This window comes from Streptacidiphilus rugosus AM-16 (assembly GCF_000744655.1).
GTDB lineage: Bacteria > Actinomycetota > Actinomycetes > Streptomycetales > Streptomycetaceae > Streptacidiphilus > Streptacidiphilus rugosus.
In genome coordinates this window covers 1,507,560-1,523,995 of sequence record NZ_JQMJ01000004.1, presented here as the reverse complement: position 1 = coordinate 1,523,995, position 16,436 = coordinate 1,507,560, and the positions used below count along the sequence as shown (strand labels likewise).

The window sequence follows — 16,436 nt, the reverse complement described above, 5'->3', positions numbered from 1 at the left end:
TCACACCGCACACAGGTCGAACGCGGTCCTGGTCAGCAGCAGCCGCAGGTGGGACTCCTGGGCCAGGCTGATGCCGAGGCGGTTGCACATCAGGTGCGCGCAGCGCTCCACGATCAGCTGCGGCACCAGGTGGTTGATGTGGTCGAGCACCTCCGCCGGGGCCTCGAAGCCCGGATAGGCGTCGAGCCGCCCCAGCAGTTCCAGCTCGACCAGGGTGTCGTTGAGGTCCCTGGTGCTCGCCAGCCAACTGCTCGCCACCGAGCCGTCGGGCAGCGCCACGCCCCGGGTGGAGGCCCACACCGACTCCAGGGTGGAGCGCAGCTGGGCCTTGTTGGCGTCGAAGTGCCGCTCGAACTCCGGCGTGCCGATCAACTGCCCCGCCTGACCGCCGCTCTCCACCATGAACCGCGCCTGGTAGGCGAGTTCGGGAAGGATGCCGGTGAACAGCGTGCGGTTGGAGGCCAGCACGGCGAAGGCGTCCATGGCGCGCTGTCCCGGCTTGCGGCCGCGCGCGATCAGCTCCACCGCCAGCGCGCTGGTCGCCATCAGTTGCCGTTCGACCGCCTCGAGCGAGCGGCCCGAGCCGAACACCTCGGTCTCCGGCACGTAGTCGACGAACGCGAGCGAGTTGTCCGGGTGCAGCTCCGGGTCGTATTCGGCCATCCGCTCCAGCGCGGCCAGGCCGGGGGCGGTGTCGGCGTACTCCTGCGGTGTCATCGAGGACTCCGACGGCGAGGTGCGGAAGAACTCCGCGGCCGTCTCCTCGATCACGGCCCGGACCCGGTCCGCCTGTTCGGGGGCGGTGAGCACCCGCAGCCGGACGTGCGGACCGCCCTCCCAGTAGCGCAGGAAGAAGAAGCCCTCGGCCTGGCCGGCCAGGCGCAGCCGCTCCACGGCAGGCCGGACCACCCCGACGACGACGGCGTCCTGGTCGCCGTGGAAGAAGAGGTGGGCGCTGACCCAGGTCCGGGCGGGCGCCTCGGGCTTCTCCGGCATGGCGGCCATGGCCGGTGCGCCGGGAGCGGCGGGCGCGGCAGAGATGTCAGACATAGGTGACTCCGGGCTCGTTGAGTTCCACGATGTACTCGGCGACGCGCTCGCCGCGGATCCGGCCGGGGTCCGGCGCCATCTCGCTGATCTGCACGATCGCGTTCGGCTCGGCGAGCCGGCGTTCCAACCCGAGCAGCAGCAGCATGCTCGCGAAGTCCACGTAGTTGGGCTTGATGTCGTTGCCGGGCCCCTGCCCCTTGCCGCCCTGGGCCAGGGTGGCCGGGTCGAGCACGGTGACGAAGCACCGCTCCGGAATGCCGTGCTCGGCCAGCCATGCGGCGGTCCGCAGCATCCATGCCGCGTCGGTGGCGGCGTCGGCGCGGCGGGGCAGCCGGTCCGCGCGGGTCAGCCACATGGCGCGGCGCAGCACCACCTTCCCCACCATCAGCCGGGGCAGATGGCGCACGCCGTCGTCGGCGCGCGGGTCCGAGGTCATCCGCAGTTCGGTGTGGGCGCCGAACCAGGTGTTGGACTCGCCGAAGGCCTCGACCATGAACCGTGCCGTGGGTGGCAGCAGCCGGTCGCCGAGACCGGGGTGGACCGGGCAGATCCGTCGGCCGAGCCGCCGCGAGACCAGGTGCAGCAGGCCGTCGCCGCCGTGCCGCACGTACAGGTCGTTGACCGGCAGCAGCTCGCCGGGCTCGCGCAGGCTGCGGACGCCCGGGTAGTCGACGACCAGGCCGACGCCCGGCTTCCTGACGTTGACCGCGGACCTCGCCACGGCCTCGAACTCGGCGAACAGCAGATCGTCGCGGCCCGCGGCCAGTCCGGGCTCGGCGGGCGCGTCGGCGCGCAGGTCGAGGCCGTCGAGGATCTGCCGCACCCGGTTGCGACCGCGCCCGAAACCGCAGGTGACGGTGTTGACCACCAGCTCTGGGCCCTGCTCGGCGTCGGCGAGCTGACAGTAGACGGCGACGGAGGTGGGGGTGCGCACCCAGCTCGGCCAGCCCTTGGCCAGCCTGCGCACCTCCTCGGGGTCGACCCTGACCACCCCGTCCCGGTCCGGCGCGCGCTCGCCCAGCAGCCGTTTGGCCTCGGCGCGCAGCCGCCGCAGCTCGCGCAGCGGGTCCTCGGCGTCGTCCGGTCCGGCGTCCGGCCCGGCGTCCGCGGGGCTCTGCTGCCGGGCGAGGACGTCACGGTAGAACACCAGCAGCGGCACCTCGGCACGAGCCGGATAGCGGTCCTGGAAGAGCCGGCTCAGGGTCAGCTTGGCGGGCAGGTCGGGTCCGACCAGCCCGAGCAGGGTGCGGACCGCGTCCAGGTCGTCCAGCAGTGGCCGCCACCGCTCCGACCCCAGTACCGCGGCGGTGCCGGGGTGGACCGCGTTCTCGTAGAAGCTGTACCGGGCGAACTCCTTGGCCAGCCCGGGACTGGTCAGATGGGCGTGGTCGCCCGCCTCGCGCAGCGCCGTGTCCAGGCCGCGGACCACGGCGTCGCGGACGGCGACCCGGTCGCCCGGGGAGGCGATGGTGGGGTACTCCGACAGCGCCTCCTGCACCCCGTGCAGCGTCCGGTCCAGCCGCTCCAGCCCGGGCTGCCCCAACTGGCGCAGCCAGGACCGCAGTTCGGCGACCGGGTCGGCGGTCTGGTCGGCCAGCGGCGGAACCAGCTCCAGCACGCCCAGCGTCACCAGACGGCGCAGGAACACGTCGGCCTGGCGGGCGTCGGTGGCCTGCGCCTGCAGGGCGCCGCGCAGGTCGTCCAGCGTGGTCCCTTCCGTGGTCACCTCCAGCACCCGGCGCAGCGTCGGAGACAGCGCGAGGCTGTGGACGTGCTCGACCGGGCGGCGGCCGAGGAAGACCAGGGTGTCGTCGGACACCGTGACGCTCGGATTGATCCGGATCAGACAGCCGCCGACGACCTCGGGCCGCTCGCTCACCGCGCGGGCGATCCGGTGCAGCGAGCCGATGCTGACCTCCGTCCCTGTCGCCGCGGCGAACCGGCCCTCGGCCGGTCGGCCGGACAGCTCGACGAGCTCCCCCGACCGGCTCCAGGCGGCCAGTCCGCTGCTGGTGAAGGTCGAGTAGGGGCTGGTCTTCGCGGCGGAGCGGGCCAGGTACTGGGCCAGCCGCAGGATGTTCTGGCGTTGCGGCGCGCGTCCGGCGGCCAGCCACTTGTGCAGCGCCAGGAACATGTCGGGATTCGCGTGCACCAGCCCCAGCTGGAAGTCGGGCAGCCGCGCCGCGTCGCGCAGCGCGAGGCAGCTCGCCGTCCAGTCCTGTTCCAGCTGCTGCGGCAACTCCGTCTGCAGCCGGTCGCGTTCGGCGAGCAGCGCGGACCACTGCCGCAACGGGGCGGCGAGCTCGGCGGGCAGGTCCGCCAGCCTGGCGGGATCGACCCGACGGCCTCGGTGCACGGCCCGGCGCACCGCGACCAGCCCGGCCTTCGGTTCGCCGTCGCCCGCGGCGCCGATCGCCGAGTGCAGCAGGTCCGACAGCGCGCCGCTCGCCGCGGCGATCTCCCCCGTGAGCCGCACCAGTCGCCCGGCGAGGTCCCAGCTCCGCGCACAGCGCAGGCCTTCGAGCACGGCGACCGGGCTTCCGGCGAACCTGACCACGGCCGCCGGCCCCAGCCCGTACAGCGCCGCTCCCGGCTCTGCCTCTCGCAGACTCTCCATCACTCCACCGCCTCCGGCTCGACGGGCACGATCACTCGTCCGCCCGGTCCCGTCCTGGCCAGCAGGATCTGGAAGACCGGGGTGTGGCGCCGCTCGGTCAGACCGAGGGCCGCGCGGACCCCCTCGGCGTGGTACGCGTTGACGACGCGGCCGGACATGCCCTGGGCCGCCGCGGCCACGCAGACGCGGTGCGCGAGCAGCCCGGCCTCCTGGTTGATCACGCGGTAGCCGCGGTCGCCGAAGGTGTCGAAGGCCCAGTCGCGGTCCGCGACCAGGTGGACGATCGCGTTCAGGTGCGTGAAGACCGGCCCGGGGATGGTGACGCGCTCGATCGCGGTGACGGGGTCCTGCTCGACGCCGTCCGCGCGCACCACCGGGTGCAGCGCGCCGCTCGCGTGGTCGAGCCGGTAGGCCCCGGCCGGGATGCCGGTGAGCTCGCCGACGGTCAGGTAGACCTCCAGCGGGGCGGGCGCCCCGGGCGGGACCGAGTCGGTGACGACCCCGGCCCTGATCCCGGCCAGCCGTGTCCACAGGTCGACGCCGTCGACCTCCGAGGCCAGCGGACGGAAGATCCCCGGCCCGGAGTCTCTGGCCCGCAGCACCTCGGCCAGGCCCGGCCCGCGGAGCTCGGTCGCGGGCAGCGGACGCGCGGCCGCGCCGGAGTCGGCGGGCACGGCCGGTTCGGCCGTCGCGAAAGTCGCGGTGTCGGTGCGCAGGGAGGCCCGGTTGACCTCGGTCAGCGTGGGGCAGGCCTGCGCGACGCGCAGCCCGCTCGGGACGACCTGCGGCTCGATCGCCTCGATGGTCGCCGCCAGCGCCGTCGCCGTCTCCGCGACCGGCCGACGCGAGGGCCAGGCGTCGGCGTCGGTCGGGGCCCCGGAGAGGTGCAGCGGCAGCACCAGCAGCGGGGGCTCCTCGTCGCCGTCGAGTCCGAGCAGCCTGCCGACCGGCTCGTCCAGGAACTGATGGTGCGTCCGCACCCGCAGGCCCATGGCGCCGGCCACCAGGTCCAGGTTCCCGGCCAGCAGCCCGGCCTCCTGCGTGCACAGCCGGTAGGCGTAGTCCCGGTAGATGTAGGCGGTCTTGGCGAAGAGACCGGACAGCACGAACACGGCCTCGGGCGTCGGACCGGCCGTCCCCGTCGCCCGCGTGAGGAGTTCGCGGTGGTCGCCCTCCCGCAGCTGCACCAGCGCGTGGTGCGGGGCGTCGTAGTGGTACACGCCCTCGGGCAGGCAGAGGTAGAGCTGGACCCCGAACAGGCAGCGGGCCGAGGCGACCATCCGGTGGTAGGGCCAGGTCCCGTTGGTGTCGAACTCCTGCCGGGAGATGCCGTAGCCGTAGTGGAGCAGCGTCGACAGCGCCCGCTCGTCCAGGGCGTCGACCGGGTCGAGGCCGGACGGGATCCTGGTCGTCAGCGGACGGCGCGGCCGCCCCCGGTAGATCTTGAACTTCAGCGGCTCGTCAGGGTTGCCGTACTCGGACTGCCTGGTCTCCATCGCCTCGGCGAGGTCCTCCAGGCTGACCCGCCAGAAGTCCCTGCCGGCGCCGCCGCCGAGGCCGCCGCCGCGCCCGGTCACGGGAACGGGTGCGGATGCGGATTGCGCACCCGCTCCAGCCGGGGCAGACCGGTCACCCGCCGGGCCGTGTGGCCGAAGGTCATCGGCACCGAGCCCGGTGCGATCACCTTGACGCATGTGAAGCCTCCCGAAGCCTGTTCCGTTGAGGTGGTGTCGACGGCGACGACGTCCATGCCCGCGGCCGCGAAGCGGCGTACCGCCTCGTCCAGGTCCGCGCCGATCTCGGCGTTGCGCGGCCAGTGCCACCGCGCGAGCCCCTGTTCCCAGGTCGAGGCGGGCGGGTCGTCCAGCAGGAACCCGTACCGGTCGAAGCTGTCGGGATCGGCCGCGCACAGCAGGTGGTCCGCCATCGAGACCACCTCGTCCGGATGCCCGGCCAGATGCCGGGCCCGGTCGCGCCAGCCGGGGTCGAGCGCCAACAGGGTCACGTACTCGACGGTCTGGCTGAGCTCGTGCAGCGCGGCCAGGATCGCCTCGGCCGGCTGCAGCCCGCTGCCGCCGGTCGAGACGGCCCTGGGCCGCCCGGTGCCGGTGACGTCCTCGGCGAACGTCCAGAAGGAGGGGATGCCGTGCTCCTGGGTGCTGTCGAAGATCCGCACCCGGTAGCCCTGCCGCTCGATCCTCTCGGCCACCAGCGGGATCCTGCGATCGGGCACGGAGGCCGGATAGAGCACGGGCAGCGGGGCGCCGCCGTACCAGGTCCGGAGGAACGCGTCGCGTTCGGCGACCTCGAGGACGCCGTGCAGCACCGCCTCCTCGTAACAGCCGCCCAGCGCGCAGCCGCTGGAGATCTCGCAGGCGAAGGAGGCCTCCCCGCCGTGCCTCGGAAGCCGGTAGTAGACGAAGCTCTCCGGGACCAGCACCGGACGCCCCCGGCCGAACGACCAGCCCCACACCCAGTTCGCCATCGCGTCCTCGGTGAACTCCCGGTAGGGGAAGCCGGGCGCGCGGTACCGCTCGGCCGGGTACAGGCCGAGGGTGCGGGGGTCGACCGCGTCGGCGGCGAGCTCCGACCACGACGCGCGCACACCGGTGCGCCTCGTCGGCGTGTAGGCCGCGAGGCGCTCCAGCGACTCGGCCACCGCGACGGCCCGCGCGGACGCGAAGTCGCGGGTGCGGCCGTAACCGGACGCCTCGGTGGCGACGCCGGGCACCGCCAGCACGGCCTCGGTGAAGGGGAACGCGTGATGGGTGTAGGAGGTGACGGAGGGGATCAGGCCGCTTCGCCGGTCCACGTAGACCGCTTCGAGAGCGGCCCGGTCCAGCGCCCGGATGCGGCTCGACCCGTCGGACAGCTTGGTCCTGGCCTGCCGGCTGATCCGTGCGCCCTGCTCGGTGTCGGGGAGGACGGTCGAACAGGTCCGGCAGTGCGGGTCGGTGAGGTAGGAGTGCCGCGACAGCGCGAGCGTGGCGGCGTCGACGATCCGGTAGCGCTGCTCCTGCGGCTCGGTCGCGGTCAGTTGGGCCACCGTGTCCGCGAGGAAGCTCGGCAGTCCGTGGCGTGGCGCCGCCGACGGTTCGGCGACCGGCCCGGCGGCGGGGTCGTCGCCCGCCGCCGCGGTACGCCTGGTGCGCAGGCAGTCCGGGCAGCCGGGCGGCCACGGTCCGACGATCACCTGATGGGGTTCGAGCAGCACCTGGGGCTGGTCAGCCATGGACGACCGCGGCCTGCGCCACGAACGGACACAGCGCGGCGACGGCCGGATCGTGGTCCAGCGGCACCGCGACCACGCGGCCGCCGTCGCGGGTCAGCCGCGCCACGACCTCGTCCAGGGACACCGGGGTCGGCCACGCGCCCGCCCCACGCGGCTCGCCGCGCAGCTCCGCGGGCAGCTGGGGCACCGGCTCCGGCGCGTAGCCGGGCTGGTCGGCGCTGCGGGACTGGTAGGCGAGCAGCGTCTGCTCGAGACCCCGTTCCAGCGCCGTCCCGGGTTCGAGTCCGCTCGCGCAGGCGACGGTGCCGTGCGCGGTGGTGAACGCGAAGGTGGGCAGGCCGAGCAACCCGGACAGGTCGTAGACCTCGAACCGCTCGTCGACGATCTCCAGCAGTTTGCGGTAGCGCTCGCCGCGGCCGGTCAGCTCGGCGCCGTCCAGGTCCAGCCGGGGGAGCGGCTCGGTCGCGGCGGCGAGGGCCGGGCCGACGCCCGCGCCGGCCGCGGCGACGACCGCGGCGCTCACGGCCTCGGCCCAGTCGCCGCCGGACGCGGGGCTCCGCGCCGGGAGGACCGCCGCGGCCTCGACCTCGACCGGCTCACCGGTCAGCACGTCCGCGCCGTGCAGTCGGTCGCCCCTGCGGGGGTCGGCCGTCACGGCCGCATAGCGTTCGAACGCTCGCCGCACCGCGCGCTGACGCGACTCGACGACGCTCTCGCCGCAGCCGTGCACGGGGAACGGTCCGCCGGCCAGCCCGACCGGGTCGGAGACCACGACCTCGCTGACGAACAGCGGCAGTTGCTCGTAGTCGCGCTCGGTGATCTCCGCGAACACGCCGGTCCTGACGTCGACGCAGTCCACGGCGCGGCGGCCGAGCTCCTCGTCGTCGACGGGCGGCGCGGCGGCGAGCCGGGCCAGTCGGGCCGGGTCGTCGGGGAGCGCGGGCAGCGCCAGCGGGTGCGGCAGGAAGGCGTGGGTCGCCGTCTCCAGGGTCTCCAGGTCGAACCTGACCAGGCGGTCGGCCGCCTGACCCTGGTCGATGCCGGTCAGGTGCCGGAAGGCGGCGAAGCAGAGCTGGTTGGCGACCAGGGCGACCGTCGGGCCGCGCAGGAACTCGCTCGGCGCCTGCTCGGGGTGGTCGCGCAGGTCCGCGCCCGCGAGCTCGGGCGCCAGCGCGCGCAGCCGGCGCCAGGCCGACTCCCAGGCCGTGGCGTCGCCGTCCTTGGCGATCACCGGGCCGATCCACGCCTCGTCGCCGACCGCCACGGCCTGGGCGAAGGCGGCGCCCGCGGCGCGGGCGACCCCGGGCAGCCGCAGGGCGCGCCCGATCATCGGCCGGTCGGCGACGTGCAGCAGCATGTCGCCGCCGGCCACCAGCCGGTCGTCGGCGGTCTCGACCCAGGTGAGCTCCTGCTGCGGGTCCCTGGCACGGGCCGCGGTCAGGTGCTCGGCCACGCGCTCGCGGTCGAAGGGCGACTCGGCGAACGGCGCGACAGGTGCGGTGCGCACGCCGGCGCGCAGCTGCGCGTTGGTCAGCGCCTGGAGCAGCGGTCCCGCGCCGGCCAGCACCACGGCGGCCTCGCGGTAGTGCTCGAAGCGCAGCTCCGGCGAGTCGACGAAGTACTCGACGAAGGCGATGTTGGCCGCGTAGGTCGTGGCCAGTTCGGCGGTCAGCGTGTGCGGGCGGTCCTCCAGCACGTTCTTGACGTAGCCCTTGCCGAGCAGCAGCAGGGTCAGCTTGGCCAGCGCGGCGCGGTTCTGCTCCGGCACGCCGGCGCACAGTTCGCCGAGCGTCCTGGTGCCGTCGAGCATCGGCGCGATCCGCTGGATCCACTCGTAGGTCGAGGCGCCCTTGAGCATCGACCCGCCCAGATTGCTGCGGATGTACGCGCCCTCGGGCACGCGCATGACGTAGACGTCCCCACGCAGGCGCGGCCGGATCCGCTCGACATTTACTTCCATGACCACCGCTTCTTCAGGCATGACTGATGACCGGTCAGGAGGAGGACCAAGAGCCACCCGGTCCTCGTTCGATCGCACGCACCGGCTAGAGCACAGGCGCCGGAAAGTTCAGCACCCTGATCAGGTGCAGGAGCAGCACGGGCAGCAGCAGCAGCAGCTGCTGGCGCCGCCGGAAGCGGACAGCTCCGTGAGGCCGTAACCGGCCGTCACCGACGCGGGAACCACCTCGCCCAGGTCGACGAGCTCGAAGGCGCCGTCGTCCAGCACCAGGTCCTCGAATCCCTCCATGTCTCTACACCTCCTCCCCTTCTCGCTGTGACGTGCGGTGGGAACACCGGCACCCTGAATCAGGTGCAGGAGCAGCACGGGCAGCAGCAGCAACAGCTGCTCTGGCCGCCGGAAGCCGACAGCTCGGTCAGGCCGTAGCCGGCCGTCACCGACGCGGGAACCACCTCGCCCAGGTCGACGAGCTCGAAGGCGCCGTCGTCCAGCACCAGGTCCTCGAATCCCTCCATGTCTTCACACCCCCTCTCGCGTTCCGGGTGACGAGTCGTCACAGTGATTTCACTTCGGGCAGCACCTTGTTGCAGAAGAGCTCCAAGGTCTGCCCAGCCTCGGTGAGCGGCATCGCGCCGAAGTCGATCTGCCAGAGGATCTGGTCGACGCCGCCGATGTGGTCGTTGAAGGCGCGGATCCGGTCGATGACGGTGGCCGGGGAGCCGACGATCGCGCCGCCCTCGCGGTAGAGCTTGGCCGGCTGGAGGCCGCGCAGCATCCAGCCGAAGCCGGAGTAACCCTGATAGGCCGAGGACTCCCTGCGGTCCCAGGCGTTCACCGCCAGCGCCCACACGTCCAGGTAGCGCCGCAGGTAGGTCTCGGCGATCTCCTCGGCCTGCGCGTCGGTGTCGGCGACCACCAGCGGCAGGCTGGCCGTGACCCGGGGACGCAGTGCGGTGCCGCCGTGCGCGGCCTCGAACGCCTCCCGGTAGAGGGTGAGGTGGCCGCGGAACTCGTGCGGCGAGATCAGGGGTGTGATCAGCAGCCCCATGCCCTCGGTGCCCAGCCAGGAGAAGCTCTCCGGGGTGCGGACCGCCGCCCCCCAGACCGGCGGATGCGGCTGCTGGGTGGGCCGCGGCAGTCCGGTGACGTCGCGGTAGGAGAAGAACGGCGTGTCCTCGGTGACCTTCTCCTCGGTCCAGATGCGCAGCACCGCGCGGATGGTCTCCCTGAAGCGGTCGGTGCTCTCCTCCATCGCGAGGCCCAGCGCGTCGAACTCGTCGGGCAGATAGGCCCGGGCGAAGCCGACGTCGAGCCGGCCGCCGCTGATCGCGTCCACCTGCGCGGCCTCGGCGGCCAGTTGGATCGGATGGTGGAAGACCGGCAGCACACAGCCGGTCATCAGCCGCACCGAGCTCGTCCTGGCGGCCACGGCGGAGAGGAATCCCAGCGGGCTCGGGCAGTACCCGCCGTAGTAATGCAGATAGTGCTCGGTCATCTTGACGGAATCAAGACCACCGAGTTCCGCTTGCACCGACAATTCCAGCGCGTCGCTGAAATAGTCCTGCGGAGATTTGGTCTCCGGCGTGCAGTCAGGAAGAAGAGAAAGCCCGAAGCGCACCGATACCACTCCTTGAACCGGATATCCGGGATATCCGCGAGATCGACGTCTGCGGTGGTCATCCACACGGTCCGAGGCCTCTGTGAGCGCGGAGCCGGGGGGTCTTTCCTGGCCGACGCTACAGGGGGCCACCGAAGTCGTCAATATCCGACAGGCGGGCCGCTCCCGGGGCAAAGTATTCAATTCGGCGGTCGGTATCACCGGGGATACTTACGGTTCGAAGGAAGCGTTATTGACTGCGTCGGCCCGCGCTGCGACCGTGTGTGCCTGTTGCCGACTGCACGGATTGGGAGCCATGACCTCCACCTGGCCGGCCGTGGCCGCAGTGAAGAAGAAAACGGTTCAGCTCGTCGAGTTCACCGCGATGCACGGTGTCCGCTACAGCGTCACCCTCGGCTATCTCAAGGCCACCGCGGTCGCCGACCCGGAGCTCGACGAAGCCTGCGACTTCCGCATCAGCGTGCGCGAGCAGAGCGGCGGCGAGCAGGCCATGGACGAGCTGCTCGACTCCTGGGACGACGAGCCGTTCGCCGTCGCGCTTACCGTGTTCTTCTGGAACCGGGCCCAGTCCCTGGAGCTGGCCCGCCGGGTGAAGCTGCGCTGGCCCGACTGCCGCGTCGTCCTCGGCGGCAACGACGTGAGCTACCAGCAGGATCCGCTGTTCGCCGAGGCTCCCTGGGTGGACGTGCTGGTCCACGGCGAGGGCGAACTGCGGTTCCGCGACCTGATCGGTTGCTTCCTGGCCGAGGGCGACCTCGCCGCGATCCCCGGCATCAGCTACTGGTCCGAGGGCGCCGTCGTCACCAACGCGGACGCGGACCGGATCACCGACCTCGAGCAGGTCGTCTCGCCGATCCTCTCCCCGGTCTACTCCGACGCGGAGATCACCGGCTCGTCGATGATCGTCTACGAGACCAACCGCGGCTGCCCCTACAAGTGCGCCTTCTGCTACTGGGGCGGCGCCACCAACTCCAAGGTGCGCCAGTTCGACCTGGACCGGATCTTCGCCGAACTCGACCGGCTGGTACGGCTGATGCCGACCGACGCCACCCTCTTCATCGCGGACGCGAACTTCGGGATCATCGCCAGGGACCGGCAGATCGCCGAGCACATCGTGGAGCTCACCCGGCGCCACGACAAGCGGCTGATCATCAGCACCAACTGGGCGAAGAACGGCAACGACCGCATCGTGGAGATCGCCGGCATGCTCCACGCCGCCGAACTCACCGGCGCGATCACGCTGTCCGCGCAGTCCTTCGACCCGGACGTGCTGAAGATCGCCAACCGGGCCAACATCCGCACCGACCACTACCGGCGGCTGCTCTCCCGCTTCCGCGCGCTGGACGTGCCCACCTACACCGACCTGATCTGGGGCCTGCCGGGGGAGACCCACGAGTCCTATCTGGCCGGGGCCGAGGAGGTGCTGACGGCGGGCGGCTCGCCGGTGATCTATCCGCTGCTGCTGCTCAACAACACCGAGTACTCGCGCGAGTCCTTCCAGGACAAGCACAAACTGACCACCCGGTGGATGCCGGCCGACATCACCAACCCCGAACTCGTCGCCGAGGTCGTCGTCGCGCACGACACCATGACGACCGAGGAGTGGGTCGACGGCATGGCGTTCCGCGTCTCCATGACACTGTTCCAGAAGATCCTGCTCCGCTGCGCGCTCCGCGTGCTGCACATGACCACCGGTGTGCGCATGGTCGAACTCTGCGACCAGCTCTGGTCGTTCCTGCTGGAGGACTGCGCCGACCCGTTCCTGCGCGCGGTGGCCCGCAACGTCGCCGCCGGCTACCGGGAGCCGGGGGACGTGGACATGGCGCTGCTGCGGACCGTGATCGGCGACCGGGTCGTGGTGCCGGAGGAGGTGCACTTCCAGGCCCTGCTGTGCCGGGCCGCGGGCACCGAACGCGCCGCGAGGAACCTGCTCACCGACGCCGTCGACCGGCTCTGCGCCCGGCTGACCGCCGCCGGCCACGAGATCGACCGCGCGCTGGTCGACGGCGCCCTCAGCCTGGACCTCGCGGCGACGACGATTCTCCGCGCCAGCATGCGCGGCGAGCTGCACGAGGCGGAGTTCGCCGTGCCCCGGCGGGCCTGGGACCTGCTGGTCGACGCCGGCGACGTCCCCTCCAGCCTGGACGCCGACGGCCGGGGCGCCACCGTGCGCGGCACGGTCTGGGCCCCGCCGCGCTGGGTCCACTACCCGATCAGCGTCTACTCCCTCTCCATCTGGCACGGCACCGGCCGCCCGCTCCACGACCTGCTCTTCGCGCTGTCCTGACCCGCCGTCGCGCACCTCGCCCCGCCCCCGGGCCGGTCACCAGGGACCGAGTCGATGCCCGCGCGCCCCTGGCCCTGGTAGACGGAGGCGAGGCTCTGGGCCGAGCGCCTGGGGCCGATCCTCGCCGTGGTCCGGCCGGGCGCCGTGACCGGACCGAGGACGTCACCATGCGTCCGCCTGACGGTCGGGCCAGGTACGGGCTGCGCCGGGGGTTCGCCGCGCCGCGGGCCCGGTCGAGTACGCCAGGCCGCAGCGTTACAGCCAGCCGCGCGACAGCGCCGTGCGGGCCGCCTCGGTGCGGTTGCGGGCGCCCAGTTTGGCCATCGCGGTGGAGAGGTAGTTGCGGACGGTGCCCTCGGCCAGGAAGAGGCGGGCTGCGATCTCCGTGTTGCTGGCCCCGTCGGCGACCGCGCGCAGCAGTTCGCGTTCCCTGTCGGTGAGCGGGTCGGCCGAGTCCCAGGCGGCCACCGCGAGTTCCGGCGCGACCACCCGCTCGCCCGCGTGCACCCGGCGCAGGGCCGCGGCCAGTTCGCCGATCGGGGCGTCCTTGAGGACGTAGCCCGCCACGCCGGCGTCGACCGCGCGGCGCAGGTAGCCGCTGCGGGCGAAGGTGGTCACGATCAGCACCCGGGCCGGGTCGCCGGTGCGGCTCAGTTCGGCGGCCAGGTCGAGACCGGTGCGGCCGGGCATCTCGATGTCGGTCACCAGCACGTCGGGGCGGTGCGCGCGCACCGCCGTCAGCGCGTCGTCGCCGTTGGTCGCCGTCGCCACCACCGTGATGTCGGGCTGCAGGTCCAGCAGGGCGGCGAACGCGCCCAGCACCATGCCCTGGTCCTCGGCCAGCACCACGCGGATCACCCGGCCACCGCCCGGATCGGCACGGTGATCGTCAGCGTCGTGCCGGCCGCGCCGGTGCGCTGGACCGCGCCGCCGAGCTTGGCGATCCGCTCGCGCATCCCGGTCAGCCCGGTGCCCTCGGGGGCCGTGCCGCCGATCCCGTCGTCCGCGACCACCAAGCGCACCCGCCCGCCGTCCGCGTCCAGTCCGATCCGGCAGTGGGTGGCCCGGGCGTGCCGGGCCACGTTGGTCACGGCCTCGCGCATCGCCAGGCCCAGCGCGTGCTCGACCGAGGCGACCAGCGGCGGGTCGGCGTCGAGGTCCACCCGCAGGGTCACCCCCGTCCCCGCCAACGCCCGCCGCGCCGCTTCCAGTTCGTCGCGGACGGTGGTGCGTCGCCAGCCGGTGACGGTGCTGCGCACCGCCGCGAGCGCGTCGCGGGCGTTGCGTTCGATCTCCTCGGCCTCGGCCCTGGCGCGCTCCGCGTCGACCGGCACCAGCTCCTTGGTCAGCTGGGCGCGCATCACCACGGCGGTCAGCGAGTGCCCGAGCAGGTCGTGCAGGTCGCGCGCGATCCGCTCGCGCTCGGCGAGGGTGGCCAGCAGCTCCACCTGGGCGGTGCGCAGCCGCTGGTTCTCCCACTCCTGCCGCCGGTCGCGCTGCCGCAGTTCGAGCAGCCCGATCACCCAGATCAGCACGGTCGCCGACGCGAAACCCCACAGTCGGTAGGGCATCGGCACCCGTGAGACCGCGGCCGCGGCGCTGTCCAGGACCGTCAGCGCCGCGAACCACAGCCGCGCCTCGCGCCAGGAAAGGGTGTCGCCCACCACGGCCGCCGCGTAGACGAAGAGCACGCTCGCGTTGGTGTTGAACGGGGTGGCCGCCGTGCCGACGGCCGCCATCGGCACGATCGCCGTCCACAGATGCCGCGCGTCGGGACCGCGCAGCAGCTTCACCGCGTACAGCACCGCCGTGGCGGCGCACACCCCCACGGCCAGCGGCCACTCCCACCACGCCGGACGGGGGGAGAAGTACGGCTGCGCGGGCACGAACAGCAGATAGCCGAGGTAGACCCAGTCCCAGGTCCGCAGTCTGGCGGCCAGGCGGCTCATATCCGGGCGTGCCGGTAGGCCAGCATCGCCAGCCCGAGCGCCGCCGCCGTCGTCACCAGCAGGGCGAAGACGTGGATCAGCACACTGCCGGAGCTCAGCTGCGCGAGACCGAGCTGGGCCAGGTGGTAGGTGGGCAGGAACCTGGCGATCTGACGGACCGTCCTGGGCAGGAACTGGAGCGGGATCCACAGGCCCGACAGTACCGCCAGTGGGAAGAGCATCGCGTTGAGCAGTGCGATCGTCGCGTTGGTGCGGAACCGCAGTCCCACCGCCACGCTTGCGAGCGTGAACGGCACGGTGCCGAGCAGAAGTACCACCGCCACGCGCGCCAGCTGCCAGGCCGAGGCGTGCAGCGTGCCGAAGGCCGCGGCCGTCACGCCCATCAGCACCAGCACGCCCACGGCGTAGAGCAGCGCGGCCGTGGCCTTGGCCGCCAGGCTGACGCCGATCGGCACCGCGGAGACCCGCTTCATCCGCAGCCAGCCGAGGTCGCGGTCCTGCGCGACGCCGATCCCCGGTTGCAGCGCCGCCACCGTGATCACGCCGTAGGTGCCGAAGGTCGCCACCATGGCCGTGCCGGCCGAGATGCCCTGGGTGGTCTTCTGCCCGTAGAGCAGGTTGAACAGCACGAAGAAGCCGACCGGCATCAGGATGCTGAAGAACAGCGAGGTGGGCTCGCGCACGATCGCCCGCAGCTCGTCCCTGAGCTCCACTCCGAAGACCCGTGCCGTCAGCCCGCTCACAGTGCCGCCTCCGCCTCGTCCGTCAGCGCGAGCACGGCTTCCTCCAGGCCCGCGTCCTGCACCCGCAGTTCCGACACCTGCTCGTCCCTGGCCAGCAGCGCCCGCAGCAGGTCCTCGGGCGAGCGGGTCTGAATCCGCGTCAGCCCGTGCTCGGCGGTGACCGAGAGCACCCCCGGCAGGCTCTCCAGCTCCCGCCGGTCCAGGCGGGTGCTGACGGTGACCGTCCGGTCGGGCAGGCGGGACACCAGCTCCTCGGGCGGCGCGTCGGCCAGGATCCGGCCGCGGTCGAGCACGACCACGCGGTCCGCGACCGCGGCCGACTCCTCGATCAGGTGGGTGGTCACCAGCACCGCGGCGCCCTGTGCCCTGCGCCGCTCCAGGATCTTCCAGAAGTGCCGCCTGGCCGAGGTGTCCAGGCCCACGGTCGGCTCGTCGAGCACCAGCAGGGCCGGCTCGGTGACCAGCGCCATGGCCAGCTGCACGCGTTGCTTCTGGCCGCCGGACAGCTTCGGCACCCGGCGGCCGCGCAGCTCGGCCAGGCCGAGCTCGGCCAGCACCGGGGCGGCCGCCGAGGCCCGCAGGCCGCCGCGTACCGCGGCGCCGGTCACCAGCTCGCCGACGGTCAGCGTGTTGGGGAAACCGAGCGTCTGCTGCGCCACGCCCAGCCGTCGCCGGGTCGCCGCGCGGCGCGGGTCACCGCCGAGCACCCGCACCGTGCCCTGCTGCGGGGCCAGCAGCCCGACGCTCAGCGCCACCAGCGTCGACTTGCCCGCGCCGTTCGGCCCGAGCAGCGCGACGCACTCCCCGGGGTCGCCCCGCAGGCCGACCCCGTCCAGCGCGAGCGTCTCCCCGTACCGGTACCGCAGCCCTTCGGCGGTCAGCACCGCCTGTGTCGTCCCCATGGTCGCCACCCTCCCCTCGTGAGCGCCCTCGCGGGTAGTGATGCCCCGTCACCGGCGCCTGATGACAAATGTCAACGG

The 16,436-nt window shown here is 72.8% G+C and carries 13 protein-coding genes; 1 reads left to right on the top strand and 12 read right to left on the bottom strand.

Translation table 11 applies throughout. The features are described from left to right. The 8 genes from BS83_RS16035 to BS83_RS16010 form a co-directional block, all read right to left on the bottom strand. A complete protein-coding gene (locus BS83_RS16035; RefSeq protein ID WP_037604488.1) occupies positions 1–1,050 on the bottom strand; it encodes a lantibiotic dehydratase C-terminal domain-containing protein in 1,050 nt (349 codons plus the stop codon). After that, complete coding sequence (locus BS83_RS16030; RefSeq protein WP_037604487.1) at positions 1,043–3,667, bottom strand: lantibiotic dehydratase; 2,625 nt, start codon at positions 3,665–3,667, stop codon at positions 1,043–1,045. Before BS83_RS16030 ends, BS83_RS16035 begins: the two co-directional genes overlap by 8 nt. After that, entirely contained in the window at positions 3,667–5,244 is a 1,578-nt protein-coding gene (locus BS83_RS16025; protein WP_037604486.1) for a SagB family peptide dehydrogenase, read from the bottom strand. The genes BS83_RS16030 and BS83_RS16025 overlap by 1 nt, the downstream gene beginning before the upstream one ends. After that, a complete protein-coding gene (locus tag BS83_RS16020; RefSeq protein ID WP_051943114.1) occupies positions 5,241–6,899 on the bottom strand; it encodes a TOMM precursor leader peptide-binding protein in 1,659 nt (552 codons plus the stop codon). The genes BS83_RS16025 and BS83_RS16020 overlap by 4 nt, the downstream gene beginning before the upstream one ends. Continuing rightward, the gene (locus BS83_RS16015) at positions 6,892–8,859 is read right to left on the bottom strand and encodes a hypothetical protein (RefSeq protein ID WP_157597198.1); all 1,968 of its coding nucleotides are present in this window, start codon (positions 8,857–8,859) and stop codon (positions 6,892–6,894) included. Before BS83_RS16015 ends, BS83_RS16020 begins: the two co-directional genes overlap by 8 nt. Before the next feature lie 120 nt (positions 8,860–8,979). Then, entirely contained in the window at positions 8,980–9,147 is a 168-nt protein-coding gene (locus BS83_RS45460; protein WP_153464076.1) for a thiomuracin/GE37468 family thiazolyl RiPP peptide, read from the bottom strand. 59 nt (positions 9,148–9,206) lie between these two features. After that, on the bottom strand, positions 9,207–9,374 hold the full coding sequence (locus BS83_RS45455; protein ID WP_157597197.1) for a thiomuracin/GE37468 family thiazolyl RiPP peptide: 168 nt from the start codon (positions 9,372–9,374) through the stop codon (positions 9,207–9,209). A gap of 38 nt (positions 9,375–9,412) precedes the next feature. Then, a complete protein-coding gene (locus tag BS83_RS16010) occupies positions 9,413–10,477 on the bottom strand; it encodes an LLM class flavin-dependent oxidoreductase (RefSeq protein ID WP_037604484.1) in 1,065 nt (354 codons plus the stop codon). Positions 10,478–10,772: 295 nt separating this feature from the next. Here BS83_RS16010 and BS83_RS16005 point away from each other — a divergent pair, with 295 nt between their 5' ends. Beyond that, a complete protein-coding gene (locus BS83_RS16005) occupies positions 10,773–12,764 on the top strand; it encodes a B12-binding domain-containing radical SAM protein (protein WP_037604483.1) in 1,992 nt (663 codons plus the stop codon). Between the two features lie 255 nt (positions 12,765–13,019). On the opposite strand, the gene BS83_RS16000 is transcribed toward BS83_RS16005, so the two are convergent. Genes BS83_RS16000 through BS83_RS15985 form a run of 4 tightly spaced genes read right to left on the bottom strand, consistent with a single transcriptional unit; the run spans position 13,020 to position 16,358 of the window. Continuing rightward, on the bottom strand, positions 13,020–13,622 hold the full coding sequence (locus tag BS83_RS16000) for a response regulator transcription factor (RefSeq protein WP_037604482.1): 603 nt from the start codon (positions 13,620–13,622) through the stop codon (positions 13,020–13,022). Continuing rightward, positions 13,619–14,713, bottom strand: coding sequence for a sensor histidine kinase (locus BS83_RS15995; RefSeq protein ID WP_037604481.1), 1,095 nt, complete (start codon positions 14,711–14,713; stop codon positions 13,619–13,621). The genes BS83_RS16000 and BS83_RS15995 overlap by 4 nt, the downstream gene beginning before the upstream one ends. Further along, positions 14,710–15,456, bottom strand: coding sequence for an ABC transporter permease (locus BS83_RS15990; protein ID WP_198035246.1), 747 nt, complete (start codon positions 15,454–15,456; stop codon positions 14,710–14,712). The genes BS83_RS15995 and BS83_RS15990 overlap by 4 nt, the downstream gene beginning before the upstream one ends. Then, the gene (locus tag BS83_RS15985; protein WP_037609134.1) at positions 15,453–16,358 is read right to left on the bottom strand and encodes an ABC transporter ATP-binding protein; all 906 of its coding nucleotides are present in this window, start codon (positions 16,356–16,358) and stop codon (positions 15,453–15,455) included. Before BS83_RS15985 ends, BS83_RS15990 begins: the two co-directional genes overlap by 4 nt. Between the last annotated feature and the right edge of the window lie 78 nt (positions 16,359–16,436).

Coding starts and splice junctions, on each gene's coding strand:
- BS83_RS16035 (WP_037604488.1), bottom strand. CDS start 1,050: ATGTCTGACATCTCTGCCGCGCCCGCCGCTCCCGGCGCACCGGCCATG.
- BS83_RS16030 (WP_037604487.1), bottom strand. CDS start 3,667: ATGGAGAGTCTGCGAGAGGCAGAGCCGGGAGCGGCGCTGTACGGGCTG.
- BS83_RS16020 (WP_051943114.1), bottom strand. CDS start 6,899: ATGGCTGACCAGCCCCAGGTGCTGCTCGAACCCCATCAGGTGATCGTC.
- BS83_RS16015 (WP_157597198.1), bottom strand. CDS start 8,859: ATGGAAGTAAATGTCGAGCGGATCCGGCCGCGCCTGCGTGGGGACGTC.
- BS83_RS45460 (WP_153464076.1), bottom strand. CDS start 9,147: ATGGAGGGATTCGAGGACCTGGTGCTGGACGACGGCGCCTTCGAGCTC.
- BS83_RS45455 (WP_157597197.1), bottom strand. CDS start 9,374: ATGGAGGGATTCGAGGACCTGGTGCTGGACGACGGCGCCTTCGAGCTC.
- BS83_RS16005 (WP_037604483.1), top strand. CDS start 10,773: ATGACCTCCACCTGGCCGGCCGTGGCCGCAGTGAAGAAGAAAACGGTT.
- BS83_RS15995 (WP_037604481.1), bottom strand. CDS start 14,713: ATGAGCCGCCTGGCCGCCAGACTGCGGACCTGGGACTGGGTCTACCTC.
- BS83_RS15985 (WP_037609134.1), bottom strand. CDS start 16,358: ATGGGGACGACACAGGCGGTGCTGACCGCCGAAGGGCTGCGGTACCGG.